This is a genomic window from Variovorax sp. LjRoot175 (genome assembly GCF_964253805.1).
GTDB lineage: Bacteria > Pseudomonadota > Gammaproteobacteria > Burkholderiales > Burkholderiaceae_C > Variovorax.
The window spans coordinates 2,391,839-2,413,778 of record NZ_CAXURY020000001.1; the positions used below are offsets into that span (position 1 = coordinate 2,391,839).

Below are 21,940 nucleotides of genomic sequence, written 5' to 3' on the forward strand. Positions count from 1 at the left end.
GCTGGGCCGGGGCGCAGCCGGGTGGGCCGTGCAAGGCGCGCAGCATAGCAAGTCTGCGAACCTCGAGAACCATTGCCCTTACTGCAATTCGAAAAACCTCGCATCCTAACCAAGTGCTAAGAATTCGTTGATGCCGAACTCGTCGGCCATTGATGCGCCGCAGGATGCGCGCGCTACGATCCGGCCATGTCCGCCGCCACCGCGCCACCGCCCGCACTGCCGCTCGATGCCGATGGCATCCTCGCGCTCGCCGCGCGCTCGATGTTCCATTTGTTCTCCAGCATCAGCCAGGGCATGTTCCTGGTCGACCGCGGCGGGCGCATCGTCTGGGTCAACGAGGGCTACCGGCGCTTCCTGCCGGCGCTGGGCTTCTCGTCCATCGACCAGTTCCTCGGCCACCAGGTGGAGGACGTGATTCCCAACACGCTAATGCATCGCGTGCTTGAAACCGGCGAGCCGATCCTGATCGACCTGCTCACCAACAAGGCCGGCACCTTCGTCGTCAGCCGCATTCCCTTGCGCGAGGAGGGCGAGGGCGGCGCGGCCGGCGCGGTCATCGGCGCGATCGGCATCGTGCTGTTCGACCATCCGGAAGACACGCTGCAGCCGCTCATCAGCAAGTTCGCGCTGCTGCAGCGCGACCTCGACGATGCGCGGCGCGAACTCGCGAGCCAGCGCAACAACCCGCTCTACCAGCAGTCGGCCGACGGCTTGCGCCGCTCGAAGTACACCTTCGCCAGCTTCATCGGCAGCAGCCCGGCGGCGGTGGAGGTCAAGCGCCATGCGCGGCGTGCGGCGCAGTCTTCCAGCCCGGTGCTGCTCCTGGGCGAAACCGGCACCGGCAAGGAGCTGCTCGCGCATGCGATCCACGCGGCCTCGGCGCGCGCACAGAAGCTCTTCGTGAGCGTGAACATCGCGGCCGTGCCCGACACGCTGCTGGAGGCCGAGTTCTTCGGCGTCGCGCCTGGCGCCTATACCGGCGCCGACCGCAAGGCGCGCGAAGGCAAGTTCAAGCTGGCCGACGGCGGCACGCTGTTCCTCGACGAGATCGGCGACATGCCGCTCGGCCTGCAGGCCAAGCTGCTGCGCGCGCTGCAGGAGGGCGAGATCGAGCCGCTGGGCTCGAACAAGCTGGTGCCCTTCGATGCGCGCGTGATCGCGGCCACTTCGCGCGACCTCGCGGTGCTGGTGCGGGAAGGGCGTTTTCGAGAAGACCTGTACTACCGGCTCAACGTGTTGCCGGTGCGCGTGCCGCCGCTGCGCGAGCGGCGCGCCGACATTCCGGCGCTGGTCGAGGCGCTGGGCGAGGACATGGCGCTGCGCAGCGGTGAGGCGCCGCCCGAGCTCACGCCCGATGCGCTGGCGCTGCTGGCCGCGCAGCACTGGCGCGGCAACATCCGCGAGCTGCGCAACGTGCTGGAGCAGGTGACCATGCGCAGCGATTCGCAGCGCATCGACGCGGCGCAGCTCGAGCGCATCCTGCGCGAGACCGGGCAGGAAAAGATTGCGGCGCCCGATGCGCTGCCGGCGGCCTCCGAAGCCGACGACGGCAAGGCGCTGCTGCGGCCGCTCGCGCAGCAGATCGCGGAGCTGGAACGCCGGGCGATCGCCGCCGCGATGGCGGAGACCGGCGGCAACAAGCTGGCGGCGTCCAGGCTGCTCGGCATCTCGCGCGCGACGCTCTACGAACGTCTGGAAAACCCTGACTGAGAAACGTACAACTGTCTGAAATTAAGGCATTTCAAGTGTCTTGATTCCAGTCTTCCGCGTCTTCGTACGAGGGAAAGTCCTTTGCCATCAAGGCGATCGTGACTGGCACGAACTGTGCAATATTCAGTCATCCCAAATCAGGAGACAAAGAATGCACCGTCGTCACATCGTCGCTATCGCGGCGCTCGCCACCTTGGCCGCTTCGGCTCTCACGACCCCCGCCTGGGCCCAGTCGAACGAGATCAAGATCGCCCACATCTACAGCAAGACCGGTCCGCTCGAAGCCTATGGCAAGCAGACCCAGACCGGCTTCATGATGGGCCTCGAATACGCCACGGGCGGCACCATGGCCGTCAACGGCAAGAAGCTCGTCGTGATCGAGAAGGACGACCAGGGCAAGCCCGACCTCGGCAAGTCGCTGCTGGCGGCGGCCTATGCCGACGACAAGGCAGCGCTCGCGGTCGGCCCCACGTCCTCCGGCGTTGCGCTGGCGATGCTGCCGGTGGCGGAGGAATACAAGAAGATCCTGCTGGTCGAGCCCGCGGTGGCCGACTCGATCACCGGCGACAAGTGGAACAAGTACATCTTCCGCACCGGCCGCAATTCGAGCCAGGATGCGATCAGCAATGCGGTGGCGCTCGACAAGCCCGGCGTCAGCATCGCCACGCTGGCACAGGACTATGCCTTCGGCCGCGACGGCGTGAAGGCCTTCAAGGATTCGGTCAAGAAGGCCAAGGTCGTCCACGAGGAGTACCTGCCGCAGAACACCACCGACTTCACGGCCGGCGCCCAGCGCCTGATCGACAAGCTCAAGGACCTGCCGGGCCGCAAGGTGATCTGGATCGTGTGGGCCGGCGCCGGCAACCCGTTCAAGATCGCCGACCTCGACCTGAAGCGCTACGGCATCGAGATCGCCACCGGCGGCAACATCCTGCCGGCGATGGCCAGCTACAAGCAGTTCCCGGGCATGGAAGGCGCGACCTACTACTACTTCGGCATCCCGAAGAATCCGGTGAACGAGGCGCTGGTCGCGGCCCACTACAAGCAGTTCAAGACGCCGCCGGACTTCTTCACGGCCGGCGGCTTCTCGGCTGCGATGGCGGTGGTGACGGCGCTCAAGAAGACCGGCGGCGACACCGGCACCAACAAGCTCATTTCCACCATGGAAGGCATGAGCTTCGACACGCCCAAGGGCCCGATGACCTTCCGCAAGGAAGACCACCAGGCGCTGCAGAGCATGTACCACTTCAAGATCAAGGCCGACCCGGCGTTTGCCTGGGGCGTGCCGGAGCTGGTGCACGAGATCAAGGCGTCCGAGATGGACATCCCGGTAAAGAACAAGCGCTAGCCCGATGCTCGAAACGCGCGGACTCACCGTCCGTTTCGGAGGCCATGTCGCCGTCAACGATGTCAGTTGCAGCTTTGCACCCGGCACGCTGACCGCGATCGTCGGCCCGAACGGCGCGGGCAAGACCACCTACTTCAACCTGATCTCGGGGCAACTCAAGGCGACGGCCGGCACGGTGTTGCTCGACGGGCAGTTGCTGTCGGGGCAGAGCGCCTCGGCGCGCACCCGGGCCGGGCTGGGCCGGGCCTTCCAGTTGACGAATCTCTTTCCCAATCTCACGGTGCTCGAGAACGTGCGCCTCGCGGTGCAGGCGACACGCGAGGGCGCGCACCGGCGCGGGCTCAATCTCTGGAGCATCTGGAGCGATCATCGCGCGCTGACCGAACGCGCCGATTCGATCCTGGCCGAGGTTGCGCTCAAGGCCAAGGAGCATGCGACGGTCGCAAGTCTGCCCCACGGCGACCAGCGCAAGCTCGAAGTCGCGCTCCTGATGGCGCTCGAACCGAAGGTCTTCATGTTCGACGAACCGACGGCCGGCATGAACGCGGCCGAGGCGCCGGTGATCCTCGACCTGATCCGCGCGCTCAAGAAAGACGGGACGAAGACCATCCTCCTGGTCGAGCACAAGATGGACGTGGTGCGCGAGCTCGCGGACCGCATCATCGTCCTGCACAACGGGCAGCTCGTGGCCGACGGCGAGCCGTCGGAGGTGATCGCTTCGCCGATCGTGCAGGAGGCGTATCTGGGCGTCGCGAAGGAGGCTGCATGAGCGCGAACCTCCTGGAGCTTCAAGGCGTCCATACCCACATCGGCGCCTATCACATCCTCCACGGCGTCGACCTTGCGGTGCCCCGCGGCCAGCTCACGATGCTGCTGGGCCGCAACGGCGCCGGCAAGACCACCACGCTCAGGACCATCATGGGCCTGTGGCATGCGTCCGAAGGCCGCGTGCGCTTCGGCGAACAGGACATCACTGCGCTGCACACGCCGCAGATCGCCGGGCTCGGCATCGCCTACGTGCCCGAGAACATGGGCATCTTCTCCGACCTCACGGTCAAGGAGAACATGCTGCTCGCGGCGCGCGCGGCCAAGAACGCCGAGCAAATGGACGACGCACGCCTGAAGTGGATCTTCAAGCTCTTCCCCGCGGTGGAGAAATTCTGGAATCATCCGGCCGGCAAGCTCTCGGGCGGCCAGAAGCAGATGCTCGCGGTGGCCCGGGCGATCGTCGAGCCGCGCGAGCTGCTGATCATCGACGAGCCCAGCAAGGGTCTCGCACCGGCCATCATCAACAACATGATCGACGCCTTCAGCGAGCTCAAGAGGAGCGGCGTCACGATCCTGCTGGTCGAACAGAACATCAACTTCGCGCAGCGCCTGGGCGACACCGTGGCCGTGATGGACAACGGGCGCGTGGTGCACAGCGGGACGATGGCGGCCTTCTCGGCCGACGAACAACTGCAGCAATCGCTCTTGGGGCTGGCACTATGAAACTCGACTTCGACTGGAAGCCGATGGCGCTCGTGCCGGTGATCGCGCTGATCGCGTTCCCGCTGACCGGCTCCTTCTCCACCTGGCTCACGCTCACCGTCGCCGGACTCGCGATGGGCATGATCATCTTCATCATCGCCTCGGGCCTGACGCTCATCTTCGGCCTGATGGACGTGCTCAACTTCGGCCACGGCGTGTTCATCGCGTTGGGCGCCTTCGTGGCCAGCACGGTGCTCGGCGGCATGAGCGACTGGACCGGCTCGCAGGAGCTGTGGCGCAACCTGGTAGCGGTCTTCCCCGCCATGCTGGTCGCGATGGCGGTGGCCGGCGCGGTCGGCCTGGCCTTCGAGCGCTTCATCGTGCGGCCGGTCTACGGCCAGCACCTGAAGCAGATCCTCATCACCGTGGGCGGCCTGATCATCGGCGAAGAGCTGATCAAGATGATTTGGGGTCCGGGACAACTTCCGTTGCCGCTGCCTGATGCGCTGCGCGGCTCGCTGCTGGTGGGCGATGCGGCGATCAGCAAGTACCGCATCCTTGCGGTGGCGGTCGGCGTCTTCGTTTTCGGGCTCCTGGCCTGGACGCTGGGCCGCACCAAGATCGGCTTGCTGATCCGCGCCGGCGTGCAGGACCGCGAGATGGTCGAGTCGCTCGGCTACCGCATCGGGCGCCTGTTCGTCGGCGTGTTCGTGGTCGGCAGCGCGCTCGCGGGACTGGGCGGCGTAATGTGGGGCCTGTTCCAGCAGAACCTCATTCCGCAGATGGGCGCGCAGGTCAACGTGCTGATCTTCATCGTGATCATCATCGGCGGCCTGGGCTCGACCACCGGCGCGCTGATCGGCGCCTTGCTGGTCGGCCTCATGACCAACTACACCGGCTTCCTGCTGCCGACCGCGACGCAGTTCGCCAGCATCGCGCTGATGGTGGCGGTGCTGCTGTGGCGGCCGCAGGGCGTGTACCCCGTCGCCAGCAGCCGTTGATCCTTCGACCCTTCGACAAGCTCAGGACTCAGGACGATCGGATTCATTCATGCTGTCTCGCCTTCTTTCCAACGACATGCCGCGCAGTCGCGTGCTCGCGGTGCTGCTCGTCGTGCTGGTGCTGGGCCTGGCCTTCGCGCCTTTCATCTTCCCTGGCGTCAAGGCCTTAAGCGTCGCGGCAAAGGTGCTGGTGTTCATCGTGCTGGTCGCGAGTTTCGACCTGCTGCTCGGCTACACCGGCATCGTGAGCTTCGCGCACACCATGTTCTTCGGCATCGGCGCCTACGGCATCGCGATCTCGGCGACGCGGCTCGGGCCCGGCTGGGGCACCGTGCTGCTGGGCCTGGGCGCGGCGCTCGCGGTTTCGCTGGTGCTGTCGCTCGCGATCGGGCTGTTCTCGCTGCGGGTGCGCGCGATCTTCTTCGCGATGATCACGCTCGCGGTGGCCTCGGCCTTCCAGACGCTGGCCTCGCAGCTGTCGGATTTCACCGGCGGCGAGGACGGCCTGACCTTCAAGCTGCCCGAGCTGATCTCGCCGAGCTTTGAGTTCGCCGAAGAACCTTTTCTCGGCGTCTCGCTCGACGGGCGGCTGCTCTGCTACTACCTGCTGTTCGTGACCGCGGTGGTGCTCGTGCTGGCCTTGCTGCGCATCGTGAACTCGCCCTTCGGCCGCGTGCTGCAGGCGATCCGCGAGAACGAGTTCCGCGCCGAGGCGATAGGCTACCGCGTGGTGGTCTACCGCACGACGGCTTCGGTGCTGTCGGCGCTGTTCGCGACGCTGGCCGGCGCGATGCTCGCGATCTGGCTGCGCTACAACGGACCCGACACCTCGCTCAGCTTCGAGATCATGGTCGACGTGCTGCTCATCGTCGTGATCGGCGGCATGGGCACGCTCTACGGCGCGGCTGTCGGCGCGGCGCTCTTCGTCGTCGCGCAGAGCTACCTGCAGGACCTGCTGCGCATCGGCAGCGAAGCCACGAGCGGCGCGCCCTGGCTGGCGGCGCTGCTCTCGCCCGATCGCTGGCTGCTGTGGCTGGGCGTGCTGTTCGTGCTCTCGGTCTACTACTTCCCGACCGGCATCGTCGGTCGCCTGCGTGCGAGGGCTCTCCGATGAACGCACCGACTTCGAACTACCTGCAGATCGCGGGACGCGAGATCCACTGGATGGATTGGGGCACGCCCGGCGGCCCTGTGCTCATAGCCTGGCACGGGCTGGCCCGCACCGCTCGCGACATGGACGAGCTGGCCGTGCGCTTCGCCGAACGCGGTTTCCGCGTGATCTGCCCCGACACCATCGGCCGCGGCCTGAGCCAGTGGAGCCCGGCGCCGGACGACGAGTACCAGTTGTCCTTCTATGCCCGCCTGGCGACCGGTCTCTGCGACGCGCTCGCGCTCGAGCGCGTGCACTGGGTCGGCACCTCGATGGGCGGCGCGATCGGCATGGTCTGTGCCGGCGGGCTGCTGGAGCCGCGCATGAAACCGCGCATCGCGAGCCTGGTGCTCAACGACAACGCGCCGCAGATCGCGCAAGCCGCGGTCGAGCGCATCCGTTCCTATGCCGGCCAGCCGCCCGCCTTCGACACCGTGGCCGAGCTCGAGGCTTTCTTCCGCACGGTCTACAAGCCCTACGGCTGGCTCAGCGACGCGCAATGGCGCCGGCTCACCGAGACCTCCACGCGCCGCCTGCCCGACGGCCGCGTGACGCCGCACTACGACCCGGCCATGGTGCGCCAGTTCGTTGCCCATCCGGAGGACTACCTGCTCTGGTCGCACTACGACGCGATCGAAGTGCCGGTGCTGTGCCTGCGCGGTGCGGAGTCGGATCTCGTGCTGCCGGCGACGCTGGACGAGATGCGTCGCCGAGGCCCCGGCGCCGCGGGGCGCCTGCAGATCATCGAAGTGCCGGGCTGCGGTCATGCGCCGGCGCTCAATGTGCCGGAGCATCTGGCGCCGATCGAGGCCTTTGTGCGCGCCGCCGGCACGTGATTGATGCAATGGCCACAATCGGCCGCTGCATCAATCCGGAGCTTTCATGACGCTTTCCCTCTACGACATCTCGATCCCGGTGTTCATCCGCGGGCTCGGCCAACTCTCCCATCTGCTGGACAAGGGGCTCGCGCATGCGCAGGCCTCGGGAATCGACCCAGCGACGCTTGTCGATGCGCGGCTCGCGCCGGACATGCTGACCTTGGCAGGGCAGATCCAGCGCGCCAGCGACACCTCCAAGCTCGGTGCCGCGCGGCTGGCCGCGATCACGGCGCCGAGCTTTCCCGATACCGAGAAGACCTGGGGCGAACTGCAGGCGCGCATCGCCAAGACGGTCGACTTCCTGAACAGCGTCGATCGCGCCCAGATCGACGGCTTCGAGGAACGGTCCGTCTCGATGAAGGTGGGCAGCAACGAGCTGGAGTTCACGAGCCAGCGCTACCTGCTGCAGTTCGCGCTGCCCAACTTCTTCTTTCACGTAACCACGGCCTACGACGTGTTGCGGCACAGCGGCGTGCCGATCGGCAAGCGCGACTACCTGGGTCGCTATTGAACTCAGGCCGAACGCGTCGGCCAGCCGCTCAAGTGGCGTTCCGCGATCGCGGCCAGCGCCGTGATCCACGCGCTGCTGTCGTTGAGGCAGGGGATGTAGTGGAATTCCTTCCCGCCCGCATGCAGAAAGGCCTCGCGGCCTTCCATCGCGATCTCTTCCAGCGTCTCCAGGCAGTCGGCCGGAAAGCCGGGGCACATCACGTCGACGCGCGCGACGCCCGTCGCGCCGAGTTCTCGCAGGGTCGGATCGGTGTAGGGTTCGAGCCATTTCGCGCGGCCGAAGCGGGACTGGAAGGTGACGCGGTACTGCTCGCGCGTGAGTTGCAGCCGTTCGGCCAGCAGGCCGGCGGTTACTAGGCACTGGGCCTGGTAGGGGTCGCCGAGCCGGATATTGCGCTCGGGGATGCCGTGGAAACTCATCACCAGCTGGTCGGGCCGGCCGTGGTCTTTCCAGTAGCGGAGCGCGCTCTGGGCCAAGGCCTCGATGTAGAGCGGCTCGTCTTGGTACTGATTGACGAAGCGGAACTCCGGCACGCGGCGCACGCGCGCGCTCCAGGCGTTGACGGCATCGATCACGCTCGCCGTGGTGGTGGCCGAATACTGGGGATAGGCCTGCAGCACCAGCACGCGGGTCGCGCCTTCGGCCTTTAGCGCATCGAGCTGCGCGGCGATCGACGGGTTGCCGTAGCGCATCGCGTCGCGCACCGTCACGCGGTGGCCGCGCTCGCCGAGCCAGCCCGCCAAAAGGGTGGCCTGCTTCTTCGTCCAGACCTTGAGCGGCGAGCCTTCGGGCGTCCAGATGCTGGCGTACTTGGCAGCCGACTTGGCGGGTCGCGTGCGCAGGATGATGCCGTGCAGGATCAGCGCCCACAGGGCCCGCGGAATCTCGACCACGCGCGGGTCGCCCAGGAAATCGGCAAGGTAGGGACGCACCGCGGCGGCGGTCGGCTCGTCGGGCGAGCCGAGGTTGCACCAGAGCACGGCGGTGCGCTCCTGGTTCGTTTCGACGGCAGGAGCTTCAGGGCGAAAAGGCATGCGCTATTCTCGGTCATGGCCTTTGCGACCCCCGATTCCCTGACCCTCGACGTGAAGCGCATCGCCGCGATCACGCTCGACCTCGACGACACGCTCTGGCCGATCTGGCCCACCATCGAACGCGCCGAGCGCGTGCTCTACGAATGGCTGGTGCGCGAGGCGCCGAAGACCGCGAACCTGCTGGTGACGCCCGGCGTTTTGCGCGAACTGCGCGAGGCCACGGCCAAGGAGCGTTCCGATCTTGCGCACGACCTGAGTGCGCTCAGGCGCGAATCGATACGCACGGCGCTCAGGCGCGCGGGCGAAGACCCGGCGCTGGCCGATCCGGCCTTCGAGATCTTCTTCGCCGAACGCCAGCGCGTGACGCTCTACGACGACGCCTTGCCCGCGCTCAAGTGGCTCAGCGAACGCTATCCGCTGGTGGCCATCTCCAACGGCAATGCCGATGTCCATCAGACCGGAGTCGGGCGCTGGTTTCGCGCCGCCTTCAACGCGCGCGAGTTCGGCAGCGGCAAGCCGCATGCGCCGATCTTCCGCGCCGCCGCGGCCTCGGTCGGCTTGCTGCCCAAGGATGTGCTCCACGTCGGTGACGATGCGGCGCTCGACGTGGTCGGTGCGCTCGATGCCGGCATGCAGGCCGCCTGGCTGGTGCGCGACGAGCGGCCCTGGGAACATGGCGCGCGGCCGCAGCTGATCGTGCCGAACCTGCATGCCTTGTGCATGGCGCTCGACGCAGGTTGAGAGGACTCAGCGCGGGGCAGCCGAACGGGTCAAGGCATCGTTCAGCGTGTTCTGGATATTGAGGTTCTTGATCATGCCCATCGCGTTGCTGCGGGCATCGATCACGGTCTGATTCACGATGTGCTGGTTGTTCAGCGTGTTCTGGATGATGGTGCCCGCGCCCGTCGACAGGACGTCCGGAGCGACACTGTTGCTCGGCCCGGTTTGCACCAGGTTCAGCGCCGTCATCTGCTGGTTGAGCTGCGCGGCTTGCGCCGGCGTCAGCTCGGACAGCCGGCCGAAATTGAGCGTGGTTTGAGTGACCAGGTCGCCGTTGATGTAGACGGCACGCGTGATGCCGAAGCTGACCAGCAGGCCGCCGCCCACATCGAAGCCGCCGCGCAGGCCGTCCAGCGTCCGGTCGCTCACGGCCTCCCACACGGCGTCGGCCCGCGCCGGCAGGCACAGGGCCAAGCCGAGCAGGGCGCAGAGCAGGCGGGCGGTGCGCATCAGAACTCTCCCGGTCCCAGCTTGGGCAGGGTGATGTGGGAGAGGCCTTCACGGCTGACGCCGCCGCCCAGCGGCGCACGCGGCGCCACGCGCCAATCGGCCGCCAGGTTGAAGCGCGCCGACTCCATGCGGTTGTGAACCACGAACAGCAGGTTGTTCTTCCAGATGGCTTCGAAGGTCTTGCGCGGCAGCGCGCGCGTGCCTTGCGCCGGGTCGCCGATCAGCACCCGGTCGGCCTGCACGCCCTTGACCACCACGAAATGGTGATACCCGTTCTCGTTGATCAGCACGATGGCGGGAACGCGTGCCTCGTTGAGCTTGTCCAGCGGCTGTTCGAAGCCGTCGGCCTCGAAGCCGTGCGCGGCCAGATAACGCTTCATGTCGAGCAGCGAGAAGCCCTCGGTGTGAATCTTCTTCTTGTCGCCGCGGGCGTACATCTCCTCGAACACCATCTGCTCCGTGACCGGGTGGCCGTAGTGGTGCGTGAGCAAGGTGGCGAGCGCCGCCGATCCGCAGCTGAAGTCGTACTTCTGCAGCAGCGTGCCGGCCAGGCGTGCCTGCCGCATGCTGACGACCGGCATGATCACGTCGCCCGTGCCCATGGACGGCAGGTGCGCCACCTGACCCGGTGCTGCGCTGGCCGCTGCGATCAGCGAGATGAAGAGCAAGAGGCCGCGCAGCATCGGGCCCCCGTCAGTTCATCTGCAGGTGAAGGATCACGGCGTTCTGGATCAGCACGTTCGCGCCGGTGTTCTGGATCACCACCGGCAGGCCGGTCATGTTGGCAAAGGATCCTGAACTGATGGCGTTGCTGCCCGTCGTGACGTTGCGGGCCGTGTTGTCGGCCGTTGTGCCCGTCAGTTCCATCTCGTTGTGCACCAGCTGGTTGCCGCCGCGGTAGGTGGCGAGCACCGCCGAATCGACGGGTTTGGAGAACGCCGTCGTGCCGTTCGGCACCACCGACGTCTGCGCCGCGGCGCTTTGCGCCAACATCAACGCCGCGACCAGGCCGACGGACCCGAAGAGTGCGATCGATCTCATGTGTCTCTCCGGTGAGCGAGCCGGCATCGCCGCGCGGCCTGCATGCGCTGCAGGCCGCACGGCGAGTGCGAGCTCTGGGGCCTACCGTCCCACGGCCAGGTTGGCCTGCACGTTCACGCTTTGCTGGACCAGCGACGAGAAGCCGCTGTTCTGGTTCGCGATCATGATGCCGGCCGCCGACTGTCCGACGCTGGTCATGGTGTTGGACATGTTGAATGTCCCGGCGTTGACCGTGTTGGTCCCGCCCGCACCGCCGCTGCCGCCTTCGCCCACGCCGCCCGTGCCGCCGTTGCCGGTGTTGGTGCCGCCGTTGCCCGCACCACCGGCGCCGCCCGCGCCGCCGCTGCCCGCGGTGTTGTTGCCGTTACTGGCGCTGCCGTTGGTCGCGCTGCCGTTGGTGGCCGACCCGCCGGCGCCGCCGGTGCCTGCGCCTGCCGTGCGCGAGCCGCCATTGGTGCTGGTGGCCGTGCCGTCGTCATCCGCAACCACGATGCCGCTGGCATTGAAGCCATTCGCACCGCCGCCGTAGCCGTCGCCGCCTCTGCCCGCACTGGCGCTGCCATTGGTCGCGCTGCCATGGCTGATGGCGCCGTTGGAGGCGTTGCCGCCGGTCGCACCGACTGCGCCGTTGCCGCCGGTGCCGGTGCCGGAGGCCGAGCCGCCGCGGCCGACGCCGCCGTAGCCGCCATTGCCGGTGCCGCCCGCGGCGGAGCCGGTGTTGTAGGCCTGGTTGCCGATGTTGTAGACACTGTTGCCCGTCACCACGCCGGTCAGATTGCTGGTGGCCGTCGCCTTCGTCACGTTGAAGGCATTGCTGAAGGTTCCGGTGGAGCCGTTGTTGAGCGCGGCGGAGCGTGCAGCGCTGGTGTAGGCGTCACCCGAATCCTTGTTGGTGCTGCTGTCGCTGCGCGACGAGGTGCGCGTGCTGGTGCTGGTCCTCGTGCTGCTGGAGGTACTGGTGTTCGTGCTCGTGTTGTCGCCTTCACCGGTCAATTGAACCGCGAGCTGGCCCGTGTCGTTGGCAAACACCACACCGCTGAACCCGAATGCAACCGTGATGGCCGAAGCCAGAAGTGTCTTCTTCATAGGGTCTCCATTTGTTGACGTGACAAAGCGCGGATGAGTTGCGTTCCCGCAATTCAAGAGACCTCGTGCAACTTCGGTGCCAACACCGCGTGGCCTCATTCGCATGGCGCTCATCTCCGAGGGAAGCGCCCCTCCGGTTGCCCTGGCCGTGCGCATTTCGCCGGCGCGCGCACGGCCGTGCAATCGAACGATTTGTCACAGCGCCTTGACGGTTGTGTAGGACCGATCGCACGTGCGGTAGTGCTTTCGCCTTGGGGGACTCCGGGTTCGGCCGGACGACTGGATGCGCCTGCTGTCTCACCGCTGTGACAGGCGGCCGCGCCATGGAGCGAGCGCGTTGCCGGTCTCTTGCGTTGTGCCGCAAGGACTTGCGTCGCACTGCATGCGCTGCGAGGCGCCAGGGAAGCGCGAGCGGAACTGCATCAGTTTTGAGACAGTGCATTCGCCATTACTTTTGTTTTCAACTTGCATCTTGCCACGTTTTGAAAGATGCGTTTACGCTGGCGCGCGACATTCAACCCCCGAGCGAAAAAACAAGGGAGGTGGAGATATGGAGACATCCCGGCAGCACAGGACGCTTGCGTTCCTGGCCTGTTCTTCATTGGCATGGTCGGGCGCTGTTGCGCAGGCCCAGGGTACATCGCCCGCCAGGAGCGCGACCAAACGCATGGAGGCGCTGCAGCAGCAGTTGACTGAGCAGGGACGTCAGATCGAGGCACTGCGGCAACAGGCGCAGGAGCAGGAGGCCCGGTATCGCGAACTGCAGGAGCGCTTGCAGACCCAGGAGGCGCGCAGCGCACCGCCACCCGAAAGCAAGCCCGCGGCGACCGAGGTCACCGACACCGGCCCGCGACCGGTGCGGGTAGGCGTGGCGCCCAGCGGCGATGCGCTTCAGATGCCGGAGGTGGCGCCGATCTTCGATCAGCCCGGCATCCTCACGCCGCGCGGCAAATATGTGATCGAGCCCTCGCTGCAATACGCCTATTCGTCGAACAACCGCGTCGCGCTGGTGGGCTACACGGTGATCCCCGCGTTGCTGATCGGCCTGGTCGACGTGCGCGAGGTCAAGCGCAACACCCTGACCGCCGCGGTCGCCGGCCGCTGGGGCATCACCAACCGGCTGGAACTGGAAGCGAAGGTTCCCTATGTCTATCGTTCCGACTCCACCATCAGCCGCGAGATCTTCACCGGCTCCGCGAACGAACGGGTGTTCGACACCAGCGGCCGGTCGATCGGCGACATCGAGCTTGCGGCGCGCTACCAGTTGAACGAAGGCAAGGGCAACTGGCCCTACATGATCGGCTCGCTGCGCTTCAAGACCCGCACCGGCAAGGACCCCTTCGAGGTGGTCACCGACTGCATCACGCGCTGCATCGGCAACACGACGGGCAGCGGCCTGCCACTGGACCTGCCGACGGGCTCGGGCTTCTATTCGCTGCAGACCGGGCTCACCTGGCTGCTGCCCACCGATCCGGCGGTGTTCTTCGGCAGCTTCACCTATACGCACAACTTCGGCCGCGACAACCTGAGCCGCCTGGTGCTGAACGGCGAGCGCGAGTTCATCGGTTCGGTCAAGCCTGGCAATATCTTCGGCATCAACTTCGGCATGGGGCTGGCGCTCAACGAGCGCTCGTCATTCAGCGTCGGCGTGGAGCTCAATTCCATCGGCAAGACCAGGCAGAACGGCATACCGGTGGTGACCTCGGTACGCACGCAGCTGGGATCGCTCAATCTGGGCTACTCGTACCGGATCAGCGACAAGACCGCGGTGAACGTGACCGTGGGTGCAGGGCTGACGCGGGATACGCCCGACCTCACATTGACGGTCAGGGTGCCGATGTCTTTCTAGCCGGGTCTCTCATGCAACTGCGAACCCTTCTGTACGTGGCGCTGGGCGGCGACGCGGGCGGTGTCAAGGAGCAGTTGCTCGCCCGCGGCTGGGAGCTCATGCATGCGACCGACCTGGCGGCGGCGAATCGCATCCAGGCGCATCGTCATCTGCCGGTCGGCCTGTTGGTGGTCGGCGCCGCGCTGACGGTGCCGGAGGCGGCGATCGAGGCCTGCGTCAATGCATCGCATGGCATGGAGTGGGTGAGCGTGTGCGAGGCGCAGGCGCTGGAGTCGCCCGGTTTCCGCGAACTGGTTCTCGGCTGCTTCTTCCACCATCAGGTCCTGCCGCTCGACTGGCGCGAGCTCGAACTGGTGCTGGACCATGCCTGCCAGCGCGCCATGCTGCGGCGCCGGCACAAGACCCACACGCATGTGGTGGATGCAATGGGCATGGTGGGGCAGGGGCCCGCCATCACGCGGCTGCGCCAGCAGATCCGCAGGGTGGCGGCGACGGATGCTCCGGTGCTGATCGGCGGCGAGAGCGGCAGCGGCAAGGAGCTCGCTGCGCGCGCCATTCACCAGTGCTCGCTGCGTTCGGCCGGCCCCTTCGTGGCCGTCAATTGCGGCGCCATCTCGCCGTCGCTGATCCAGTCCGAGCTGTTCGGTCATGAAAAAGGCGCGTTCACCGGCGCGTCGTCCGAGCGGCGCGGGCTGATCGAGGCTGCCAACGGCGGCACGGTGTTCCTCGACGAGGTCGGCGATCTGCCGCTGGAGCTGCAGACCAACCTGCTGCGCTTCCTGCAGGAAAAGACGATTCAGCGCGTGGGCGGCGTGCGCAGCCTGCAGGTCGACGTGCGCGTGCTGGCGGCTTCGCATGTGGACCTGGCCGAAGCCGTGGCGGTGGGCCAGTTTCGCGACGACCTGTTCTACCGCTTGAACGTGCTGTCGATCGACGTGATGCCGCTGCGCCGCCGCATGGAGGACGTGCCGATACTGGCGGAATACTTCTTCCAGCGCTGCGCGGGCAAGAGCAAGACCCGCGTGAAGGGCTTCAGCCGGCAGGCGCTGGCGGCCCTGATGGCGCACGGCTGGCCGGGCAATGTGCGCGAGCTGTACAACCGCGTGCAGCGTGCGGTCGTGATGAGCGAGCAGCGGCTGATCGGGCCGGCCGACCTCGGTCTTGCCGCGGTCGAGACGCCGGTGGGGATGGGCCTTGACACGGCGCGCACGATGGCCGAGCGCGATGCGATCTGCCTCACGCTGACCCGGGTCGGGCGCAACGTCACGCACGCGGCGCGCGAGCTCGGCGTTTCGCGCATGACGCTGTACCGCCTGATGGGCAAGCACAGCATCGCGTTGAGTGCGCTGCAGAGCCCTTACGCGGAGCCGCAACCGGCGGCCGCCGTGCGGCCGCTGCGCACGGCGCCTTCGATCGTCGCGGGATACGGACCTTCGACATAGTCTCCGCAGGCCAGCAGGCCCGGCGCCACCTGGGCCGCGGGGCGCACCAGCGCCGGTGTGCAGGCGAAGGTGGCGCGGCGTTCCACGACGGTCTGCACCGGCTGCAAACCGGTCAAGCCGAGTTGCTCGCGGGCTTGCGCGAGCACCTGGTGTTGCAGCGTTTCGCGCTCGTCGCCGCTGGCGCTGACCACGAAGGCCAGCAGGCCTTGCGGTCCGCCGAGTTGTCCGCGATCGAAGACGAACTGCGCCGGCGCGCCGGCACTCGCACGCAGCGCCAGCATCGGCGCACTCAATGCAGCGCCGCCTGCCATGTAGAGGGTCGCGATGCTTTCGTGTTGCAGCACCTCGGCCGTCTGCGACCAGGCCGCTGCGGCGGGCAGCGTCACGCCAGCGGCCAGGCGGGCGGCTTCCCACGGCGCGCAGGCGAGCACCACGCGGTCGAAGCTTTCGCCGTCGACCTGCCAGCCCGCTGGTTCGTGGGCGATGGCCTGCACGCGCGTGCCGCTGCGCACCTGGGCGCCCTGCTGCGCGAGCCAGCGCGCCGCGGCATCCGGGAACAGCGCGCCGAGGTCGACGCGCGGCAGCAGCAGGTCGGCGCCGCCGCGCTCGACGAACAGGGCGTCGTGCAGCACGCGCAGGAAGACCTCGCCGCTCGCGTATCCGGTCGGCGTGTTGAGGGCCGAGACGCACAGCGGCTCGATCAGCTCGGCCATGACGCGCGGCGTCAGCGTTGCGCAGAGCGCGGCCACCGATGCACCGGGGTCGCAGCGAAAGCCATTCCAGCGCCAGCGCAATGCGGCGCGCATCAGTGCGGCCTTGTCGCGCCAGGACCAGCCGCGCGCCCCCAGGATGCCGGCCAGCAGGTCCAGCGGCGGCGGCCAATGCGGCACCTGCAGCCCGCCGCCGTCGGCAAATCGCAGCGTGAGCGGCATGCGATGCAGCACGGCACCGGGATCGACGCCGAGCTCGCGCATCAGCGCCAGCGTGGCGCTGTAGGCGCCGATCATGATGTGCTGGCCGTTGTCCAGCAGCACCGGTTGCCCGTCGGGCATCTGCGCCGGCAGCGCGCGCGCACGGCCGCCGAGGGTGCGGGCGGCTTCGAACACGGTGATCGCATGACCGGCGCGCGTCGCTTCGATGGCGCAGGCCAGGCCGGCCCAGCCGGCGCCGATGACGGCAACCTGACTCAAAGTTTCCCTAGCGCTTGGACTCGCCACGCGAGCCACAGCTTGCGCACCGGAGTCAGGCTCACGCGCTGCTGCAGCACCTGGAAGTCGTCGCGTTCGATCTCGCGCAGCAGCGTGCGGTAGATGCTGGCCATCATCAGGCCCGGCTTCTGGGTGCGCCGGTCGGCAGCCGGGAGCAGGGCGAGCGCCTCGTCGTAGGCCGCATGCGCGCGCTCGGCCTGGAACTTCATGAGCGCGACGAAGCGCTCGGAGTACAGGCGGTTCAGGATTTCGTGCGCCTTGACGTCGAACTGCTGCAGCTCGCTGACCGGCAGGTAGATGCGTCCGCGCAGCGCGTCCTCCCCGACGTCGCGGATGATGTTGGTCAGCTGCAGCGCCAGGCCCAGCTTGTGGGCGTAGGCGGTGGTCTGCGCGTCGGTCTGGCCGAAGATGCGCGCCGCGCCTTCGCCCACCACGCCGGCCACCAGGTGGCAATAGCGCTTCAGGGCCTGGAAGTCGAGGTAGCGGGTCTGGTCCAGGTCCATCTGGCAGCCGTCGATCACTTCGTGCAGCTGGCGCTCCTCGATACCGTAGACCGTGGCGTGCGGCATCAGCGCCTGCATCGCCGGATGCTGCGGCCGGCCCGCGAAGGACTGGGCGACCTCGGTGCGCCACCAGGCCAGCTTGGTCGCCGCGACGCCGGGGTCGCTGACCTCGTCGACCACGTCGTCGATCTCGCGGCAGAAGGCATAGAAGGCCGTGATCGCGGCGCGCCGCGGCTTCGGCAGGAACAGGAAGGCGTAATAGAAACTGCTGCCCGAAGCGGCAGCCTTGTCCTGGACGTACTGCTCGGGCGTCATCGTGGAAAACTCTTCATCGCGGGGGATTGTCTCCGCATCCAGAAGGCGCGCCAGGCCAGAAGCGTCGCATCCGCCTTGCCGATGGTCGGACGCTGCGAAAAGCTGTCGCAACCCAGCGCCTCGATCTTGTCGAGGATGCGAAGTCCGCCCTGCACCACGAAGCGCAGTTCCCAGCCGGCCCGGCCCGGCAGGCGGTGCACCAGCGGCGCGCCTTCGTTCATCAGCGCACGCGCCCAGGCCACCTCGCCGGCGATCAATGCAATGGCGGCGGGTGGCGGTGCGGCGGGGGCCAGCGGCCGGAAGCCTTCGAAGTCCTTCGCTGCGAGGCCATGCACGGCGCTGTCGGCGTGCGGCAGGTAGAAGCGGCCGCGCGGCAGGTCCACGCTCAGGTCCTGCCAGAAGTTGATGAGCTGCAGCGCGCTGCAGATGGCGTCGCTCTGCGCGAGGGCGCGTGCATCGTCCACGCCGTAGAGGTGCAGCAGCAGGCGGCCGATCGGGTTGGCCGAGCGGCGGCAGTAGTCGAGCAGTTCAGCGCGATCGGCGTAGCCCTGGCCGTCGCGCGTCTTCTCGATGTCCTGCATGAAGGCGGAGAGCAGGTCGGCTAGGAGCGGCTCGGGCAGCGCGAAGCTGCGCATGGCATGCGCGAGCGGACCGAAGACCTCGGGCCAGCGCGCCGATGGCGCCGCGCCGCGGGCGGCGGCGGCGAGATCGGCGCGAAAGGCGCGCAGATCGTCGAGCCGCTCGGCCGCGCCGGCCTCGCCTTCGTCGGCGATGTCGTCGGCCGTGCGCGCAAAGCCGTAGATCGCGGCGATCGGCGGCCGCAGCCGTGGCGGGCACAGCCAGGAGGCGACCGGGAAATTCTCGTAGTGCGTCGGCGCAGGCGCGGCGACCGGGTGGGGCGAGGAGGACACGCGCCGGATTGTCGTGTACCGCGCAGTACCATCGTCGCGCCACCGCTCGCACACCGCACCATGACCTCTTCCGCGCAGACCTTGAGTCCCACGGAGCCTGCCGCCTATGCCAAGGGTGGGCCTGTTCTTCTGATCGCCGCGCTGGGCGTGGTCTTCGGCGACATTGGGACCTCGCCGCTCTATGCCTTCAAGGAGACGCTGAACCCCGACCATGGCGTGCCGCTGACGCCGGACGCGGTGCTGGGCCTGCTGTCGCTGGTGTTCTGGGGCCTGACCTTCGTGGTGACGCTGAAGTACGTGGTGTTCGTGCTGCGCGCCGACCACGACGGCGAAGGCGGCATCCTCGCGCTGCAGGCGCTGGCGCGCAACGCGGTCGCCGGCCCGGCCACGCGGCCCTGGGTCTGGCAGATGGTCGGCCTGCTGGGCCTCGTGGGCGCCGCGATGTTCTACGGCGATTGCCTGATCACGCCGGCCATCTCGGTGCTGTCGGCGGTCGAGGGCCTGGAGGTGCAGGCGCACGGGCTCAAGCCCTTCGTGATCCCGATCACGATCGCGATCCTCGTCGGTCTGTTCTGGGTGCAGCGCAAGGGCACGGGCGCGGTCGGCAAGGTCTTCGGGCCGGTGATGCTGCTGTGGTTCGCGGTGCTCGCGGTGGCGGGTCTGTGGCAGGTGCTGCAGCAGCCGCAGGTGCTGGCGGCGCTCGATCCGCGCCATGCCATCGGCTTTCTCGTCTCGCACCGCGCGCAGTCGCTGGCGGTGTTGGGCGCGGTGTTCCTGGCTTTCACCGGTGGCGAAGCGCTCTATGCCGACATGGGGCATTTCGGCGCCCGGCCGATCCGGCTGGCCTGGCTCTTCATCGCCATGCCCGGGCTGGTGCTCAACTACTTCGGGCAGGGGGCGCTGGTGCTCGCGAATCCGGCCGCGATCGACAACCCTTTCTTCCGGCTGTTCCCCGCGTGGGGCGTGCTGCCGATGGTGGTGCTGGCCGCGATGGCGACGGTGATCGCATCGCAGGCCGTGATCTCGGGCGCCTTCTCGCTCACCACCCAGGCGATGCGCATGGGCTACCTGCCGCGCATGCGCGTGGTGCAGACATCCGGAGAGTCAATCGGCCAGGTCTATGTGCCCGTTGTCAACTGGCTGCTGATGGCGGGCGTGCTGCTGCTGGTGCTGGGCTTTCGCACATCGAGCGCGTTGTCGGCGGCCTACGGCATCGCGGTCTCGATCACGATGGTGACGACCACGCTGCTGGCCGGCGTGGTCGCCTACCGGCTCTGGCGCTGGAACCGTGTCGCGGTCGTGGTCGGCGTGCTGGCCTTCGCGGTGATCGACATCACCTTCGTCGTCGCCAACAGCCTCAAGGTCTTCGACGGCGGCTGGCTCACGCTGGCGGTGGCGGTGCTCGTGATGGTGTTGTTCACCACCTGGGCCAAGGGGCGGCGCCTGGGGCTCGAGGCTGCCGCGGCGCAGAGCATGCCGCTCGAGCCCTTCGTCGAATCGCTTGCAGCCAACATGCCGCATCGGGTGCGAGGCACCGCGGTGTTCCTGAATTCGGACGCAGACGCGGTGCCGCATGCGCTGCTGCACAACCTCAAGCACAACCAGGTGCTGCACGAGCAGGTGATCGTGCTGCGCGTGCTGGCCTGCCACACGCCGCGGGTCGACGCGCGGCAGCGCATCGAGGCCCGCTCGCTCGGGCATGGCGTGTGGGTCGTGACCGCGCGCCATGGCTTCATGGAGCGGCCCGACGTGCCCGAATTCATCCGCATCCTGGCGTACCAGCAGGGGCTGGCCTGCGAATCGATGAGCACCTCGTACTTCGTCTCGCGCGCCTCGCTGGGCGACAAGCCGCTGCCGGGCATGAATCCGGTGCGCCGGGCTTTGTTCGGTTGGCTGCAGCGCAATGCGGGGCGTGCGTCGGACTATTTCGAAATCCCCGGCAACAGATTGGTCGAGCTGGGACAACGAACGTAAATGGGCCCCCGACGGCGGCCGTGATTGACACGGGTTCTCGTTTACCCTAGATTACTAACCGGCTGGTCATTAATGACCCCGTTTGTCTTTTCTAGGGTGTTCCATGACCGCGTCCGCCTCCCCCGTTTTTCGTTCCGCCAGCCTCTTGTTGCTCGCCGCCCTGGCGCTCGCCGGCTGTTCCCGCCCGCCGGCCGCTGAGGAGCCCCTGCGCGCCGTCAAGGTGATGACGGTGGGCACCAGCGCCTATGGCACCGAGCCCGAGTTCTCGGCCGAGGTGCGGGCCCGCGTCGACTCCCGGCTCGGCTTCCGGGTGGCCGGCAAGATCACGCGCCGCCAGGCCGAGCTCGGCCAGCATGTGCAGGCCGGACAGGTGCTGGCGCAGCTCGATCCGCAGGACTACCGGCTGGCCGCCGATGCCGCCCGCGCGCAGCAGGCCGGGGCCCTGACCAACCGCGACCTGGCCGAGGCGGACCTCAAGCGCTACCGCGGCTTGCGCGAGCAGAACTTCATCAGCGCGGCGGAACTGGAGCGGCGCGAAACCACCTACAAGGCCGCCCAGGCGCAGCTCGAGCAGGCGCAGGCCCAGCTCGCATCGCAAGGCAACCAGGCCAACTACACGACGCTGGTGGCCGACGTGCCGGGCATCATCACGGCGATCGAGGCCGAGCCGGGCCAGGTGGTGTCGGCCGGCACGCCGGTCGTGCGCATCGCGCAGGACGGCGCGCGCGATGTGGTGTTCGCGGTGCCGGAAGACCGCGCCGCGCTGGTCAAGCCGGGGTCGCCCGTCACGGTGCGCGGCTGGGCGGGCGGCGCCGAGATGGAAGGCAAGGTGCGCGAAGTGGCGGCCAGTGCCGACGCGGTGACCCGCACCTACAGCGTCAAGGTCGCGATCGATGCCGCCACCGCGCCCGCGCTGGGTGCCACCGTCTATGCGCGGCCGCAGGCGCTGTCGCGCACCGGCACCCCGGTGCTCAAGCTGCCGACCAGCGCCTTGCGCCAGGAAGGGCAGGGCAGCGCGGTCTGGGTGCTCGACAAGAGCAGCATGACGGTGCGCTCGCAGCCGGTGCAGGTGGCCACGGCGGACGGCAACGAAGCGGTGATCGCCGCCGGCATCACGCCGGGCACGACGGTGGTGGTCGCGGGCGTGCACGTGCTGTCGCCGGGCCAGAAGGTCTCGATCTACAGGGAGAAGACGGCCGCGCCGGCCAATCCGCTGCGTGAGGCCGTCAACGTGCAGGCGCCAGCGGCGGCTCCGGTTGCCACCCGCTGAGGACGCCGC

At 67.9% G+C, this 21,940-nt stretch carries 21 protein-coding genes; 13 read left to right on the forward strand and 8 right to left on the reverse strand.

The genetic code is table 11. From position 1 onward, the window contains the following. Nucleotides 1-186 precede the first annotated feature (186 nt). The 8 genes from ACSQ89_RS12000 to ACSQ89_RS12035 all read left to right on the forward strand — a co-directional run bounded on the left by ACSQ89_RS12000 (nt 187) and on the right by ACSQ89_RS12035 (nt 8,068). Nucleotides 187-1,710 (forward strand): sigma-54 interaction domain-containing protein, encoded by a 1,524-nt coding sequence (locus ACSQ89_RS12000; protein WP_093109161.1) that lies wholly within the window; start codon nt 187-189, stop codon nt 1,708-1,710. Between the two features lie 151 nt (nt 1,711-1,861). Next, nucleotides 1,862-3,058 carry a substrate-binding domain-containing protein gene (locus tag ACSQ89_RS12005; RefSeq protein ID WP_093109162.1) on the forward strand — a complete coding sequence of 399 codons (1,197 nt, stop codon included), beginning with the start codon at nt 1,862-1,864 and terminating at the stop codon, nt 3,056-3,058. Between the two features lie 4 nt (nt 3,059-3,062). Continuing rightward, nucleotides 3,063-3,827, forward strand: a complete 765-nt coding sequence (locus tag ACSQ89_RS12010) for an ABC transporter ATP-binding protein (protein ID WP_093109163.1) — start codon at nt 3,063-3,065, stop codon at nt 3,825-3,827. Then, nucleotides 3,824-4,549: an ABC transporter ATP-binding protein gene (locus ACSQ89_RS12015; RefSeq protein WP_093109164.1), complete on the forward strand. Its 726-nt coding sequence runs from the start codon at nt 3,824-3,826 to the stop codon at nt 4,547-4,549. Before ACSQ89_RS12010 ends, ACSQ89_RS12015 begins: the two co-directional genes overlap by 4 nt. Continuing rightward, entirely contained in the window at nt 4,546-5,529 is a 984-nt protein-coding gene (locus ACSQ89_RS12020; RefSeq protein WP_436292508.1) for a branched-chain amino acid ABC transporter permease, read from the forward strand. The genes ACSQ89_RS12015 and ACSQ89_RS12020 overlap by 4 nt, the downstream gene beginning before the upstream one ends. Nucleotides 5,530-5,578: 49 nt before the next feature. Further along, entirely contained in the window at nt 5,579-6,643 is a 1,065-nt protein-coding gene (locus ACSQ89_RS12025; protein WP_093109166.1) for a branched-chain amino acid ABC transporter permease, read from the forward strand. Next, nucleotides 6,640-7,515: an alpha/beta fold hydrolase gene (locus ACSQ89_RS12030; RefSeq protein WP_093109167.1), complete on the forward strand. Its 876-nt coding sequence runs from the start codon at nt 6,640-6,642 to the stop codon at nt 7,513-7,515. Before ACSQ89_RS12025 ends, ACSQ89_RS12030 begins: the two co-directional genes overlap by 4 nt. Before the next feature lie 46 nt (nt 7,516-7,561). Continuing rightward, a complete protein-coding gene (locus ACSQ89_RS12035) occupies nt 7,562-8,068 on the forward strand; it encodes a DUF1993 domain-containing protein (RefSeq protein ID WP_436292509.1) in 507 nt (168 codons plus the stop codon). Nucleotides 8,069-8,070: 2 nt separating this feature from the next. Here the strand turns inward: ACSQ89_RS12035 and hemH are convergent, their stop codons facing one another. After that, nucleotides 8,071-9,102 (reverse strand): ferrochelatase, encoded by a 1,032-nt coding sequence (hemH, locus tag ACSQ89_RS12040; protein ID WP_093109169.1) that lies wholly within the window; start codon nt 9,100-9,102, stop codon nt 8,071-8,073. Between the two features lie 15 nt (nt 9,103-9,117). Between hemH and ACSQ89_RS12045 the strand changes: the two genes are divergently transcribed. Further along, on the forward strand, nt 9,118-9,843 hold the full coding sequence (locus ACSQ89_RS12045) for an HAD family hydrolase (RefSeq protein ID WP_436292510.1): 726 nt from the start codon (nt 9,118-9,120) through the stop codon (nt 9,841-9,843). Between the two features lie 6 nt (nt 9,844-9,849). Here the strand turns inward: ACSQ89_RS12045 and ACSQ89_RS12050 are convergent, their stop codons facing one another. From ACSQ89_RS12050 to ACSQ89_RS12065, 4 genes are all read right to left on the reverse strand, one after another. Continuing rightward, nucleotides 9,850-10,332 (reverse strand): hypothetical protein, encoded by a 483-nt coding sequence (locus ACSQ89_RS12050; RefSeq protein WP_093109171.1) that lies wholly within the window; start codon nt 10,330-10,332, stop codon nt 9,850-9,852. Continuing rightward, nucleotides 10,332-11,015, reverse strand: coding sequence for a C39 family peptidase (locus ACSQ89_RS12055; RefSeq protein WP_093109172.1), 684 nt, complete (start codon nt 11,013-11,015; stop codon nt 10,332-10,334). Before ACSQ89_RS12055 ends, ACSQ89_RS12050 begins: the two co-directional genes overlap by 1 nt. 10 nt (nt 11,016-11,025) lie before the next feature. Beyond that, the gene (locus ACSQ89_RS12060; RefSeq protein ID WP_244503949.1) at nt 11,026-11,373 is read right to left on the reverse strand and encodes a hypothetical protein; all 348 of its coding nucleotides are present in this window, start codon (nt 11,371-11,373) and stop codon (nt 11,026-11,028) included. Nucleotides 11,374-11,454: 81 nt separating this feature from the next. Beyond that, nucleotides 11,455-12,459 (reverse strand): hypothetical protein, encoded by a 1,005-nt coding sequence (locus tag ACSQ89_RS12065; RefSeq protein ID WP_436292511.1) that lies wholly within the window; start codon nt 12,457-12,459, stop codon nt 11,455-11,457. A 550-nt stretch (nt 12,460-13,009) separates the two neighbouring features. On the opposite strand from ACSQ89_RS12065, the gene ACSQ89_RS12070 reads away from it, so the two are divergent. Continuing rightward, nucleotides 13,010-14,308, forward strand: a complete 1,299-nt coding sequence (locus ACSQ89_RS12070) for a SlyX family protein (protein WP_436292512.1) — start codon at nt 13,010-13,012, stop codon at nt 14,306-14,308. Between the two features lie 11 nt (nt 14,309-14,319). Further along, nucleotides 14,320-15,750 (forward strand): sigma-54 interaction domain-containing protein, encoded by a 1,431-nt coding sequence (locus tag ACSQ89_RS12075; RefSeq protein ID WP_436292513.1) that lies wholly within the window; start codon nt 14,320-14,322, stop codon nt 15,748-15,750. Here ACSQ89_RS12075 and hpnE read toward each other — a convergent pair. The 3 genes from hpnE to hpnC are packed head-to-tail and all read right to left on the reverse strand — an operon-like array spanning nt 15,666 to nt 18,687. Beyond that, nucleotides 15,666-16,940: a hydroxysqualene dehydroxylase HpnE gene (gene hpnE / locus ACSQ89_RS12080; protein WP_436292514.1), complete on the reverse strand. Its 1,275-nt coding sequence runs from the start codon at nt 16,938-16,940 to the stop codon at nt 15,666-15,668. The genes ACSQ89_RS12075 and hpnE overlap by 85 nt on opposite strands. Further along, nucleotides 16,937-17,776 carry a presqualene diphosphate synthase HpnD gene (gene hpnD, locus ACSQ89_RS12085; protein ID WP_093109177.1) on the reverse strand — a complete coding sequence of 280 codons (840 nt, stop codon included), beginning with the start codon at nt 17,774-17,776 and terminating at the stop codon, nt 16,937-16,939. Before hpnD ends, hpnE begins: the two co-directional genes overlap by 4 nt. Next, on the reverse strand, nt 17,773-18,687 hold the full coding sequence (gene hpnC, locus ACSQ89_RS12090) for a squalene synthase HpnC (RefSeq protein WP_170855674.1): 915 nt from the start codon (nt 18,685-18,687) through the stop codon (nt 17,773-17,775). Before hpnC ends, hpnD begins: the two co-directional genes overlap by 4 nt. Nucleotides 18,688-18,747: 60 nt before the next feature. Here hpnC and ACSQ89_RS12095 point away from each other — a divergent pair, with 60 nt between their 5' ends. Both ACSQ89_RS12095 and ACSQ89_RS12100 read left to right on the forward strand, forming a co-directional pair. Next, complete coding sequence (locus ACSQ89_RS12095) at nt 18,748-20,661, forward strand: potassium transporter Kup (RefSeq protein ID WP_436292515.1); 1,914 nt, start codon at nt 18,748-18,750, stop codon at nt 20,659-20,661. A gap of 103 nt (nt 20,662-20,764) precedes the next feature. Continuing rightward, nucleotides 20,765-21,931, forward strand: coding sequence for an efflux RND transporter periplasmic adaptor subunit (locus tag ACSQ89_RS12100; protein WP_436292516.1), 1,167 nt, complete (start codon nt 20,765-20,767; stop codon nt 21,929-21,931). Nucleotides 21,932-21,940 lie beyond the last annotated feature (9 nt).

What these genes read in the sequence shown, in the direction of transcription:
- ACSQ89_RS12000 (WP_093109161.1), top strand. Translation starts at nt 187, where the DNA reads ATGTCCGCCGCCACCGCGCCACCGCCCGCACTGCCGCTCGATGCCGAT.
- ACSQ89_RS12005 (WP_093109162.1), top strand. Translation starts at nt 1,862, where the DNA reads ATGCACCGTCGTCACATCGTCGCTATCGCGGCGCTCGCCACCTTGGCC.
- ACSQ89_RS12010 (WP_093109163.1), top strand. Translation starts at nt 3,063, where the DNA reads ATGCTCGAAACGCGCGGACTCACCGTCCGTTTCGGAGGCCATGTCGCC.
- ACSQ89_RS12015 (WP_093109164.1), top strand. Translation starts at nt 3,824, where the DNA reads ATGAGCGCGAACCTCCTGGAGCTTCAAGGCGTCCATACCCACATCGGC.
- ACSQ89_RS12020 (WP_436292508.1), top strand. Translation starts at nt 4,546, where the DNA reads ATGAAACTCGACTTCGACTGGAAGCCGATGGCGCTCGTGCCGGTGATC.
- ACSQ89_RS12025 (WP_093109166.1), top strand. Translation starts at nt 5,579, where the DNA reads ATGCTGTCTCGCCTTCTTTCCAACGACATGCCGCGCAGTCGCGTGCTC.
- ACSQ89_RS12030 (WP_093109167.1), top strand. Translation starts at nt 6,640, where the DNA reads ATGAACGCACCGACTTCGAACTACCTGCAGATCGCGGGACGCGAGATC.
- ACSQ89_RS12035 (WP_436292509.1), top strand. Translation starts at nt 7,562, where the DNA reads ATGACGCTTTCCCTCTACGACATCTCGATCCCGGTGTTCATCCGCGGG.
- hemH (WP_093109169.1), bottom strand. Translation starts at nt 9,102, where the DNA reads ATGCCTTTTCGCCCTGAAGCTCCTGCCGTCGAAACGAACCAGGAGCGC.
- ACSQ89_RS12045 (WP_436292510.1), top strand. Translation starts at nt 9,118, where the DNA reads ATGGCCTTTGCGACCCCCGATTCCCTGACCCTCGACGTGAAGCGCATC.
- ACSQ89_RS12050 (WP_093109171.1), bottom strand. Translation starts at nt 10,332, where the DNA reads ATGCGCACCGCCCGCCTGCTCTGCGCCCTGCTCGGCTTGGCCCTGTGC.
- ACSQ89_RS12055 (WP_093109172.1), bottom strand. Translation starts at nt 11,015, where the DNA reads ATGCTGCGCGGCCTCTTGCTCTTCATCTCGCTGATCGCAGCGGCCAGC.
- ACSQ89_RS12060 (WP_244503949.1), bottom strand. Translation starts at nt 11,373, where the DNA reads ATGAGATCGATCGCACTCTTCGGGTCCGTCGGCCTGGTCGCGGCGTTG.
- ACSQ89_RS12065 (WP_436292511.1), bottom strand. Translation starts at nt 12,459, where the DNA reads ATGAAGAAGACACTTCTGGCTTCGGCCATCACGGTTGCATTCGGGTTC.
- ACSQ89_RS12070 (WP_436292512.1), top strand. Translation starts at nt 13,010, where the DNA reads ATGGAGACATCCCGGCAGCACAGGACGCTTGCGTTCCTGGCCTGTTCT.
- ACSQ89_RS12075 (WP_436292513.1), top strand. Translation starts at nt 14,320, where the DNA reads ATGCAACTGCGAACCCTTCTGTACGTGGCGCTGGGCGGCGACGCGGGC.
- hpnD (WP_093109177.1), bottom strand. Translation starts at nt 17,776, where the DNA reads ATGACGCCCGAGCAGTACGTCCAGGACAAGGCTGCCGCTTCGGGCAGC.
- ACSQ89_RS12095 (WP_436292515.1), top strand. Translation starts at nt 18,748, where the DNA reads ATGACCTCTTCCGCGCAGACCTTGAGTCCCACGGAGCCTGCCGCCTAT.
- ACSQ89_RS12100 (WP_436292516.1), top strand. Translation starts at nt 20,765, where the DNA reads ATGACCGCGTCCGCCTCCCCCGTTTTTCGTTCCGCCAGCCTCTTGTTG.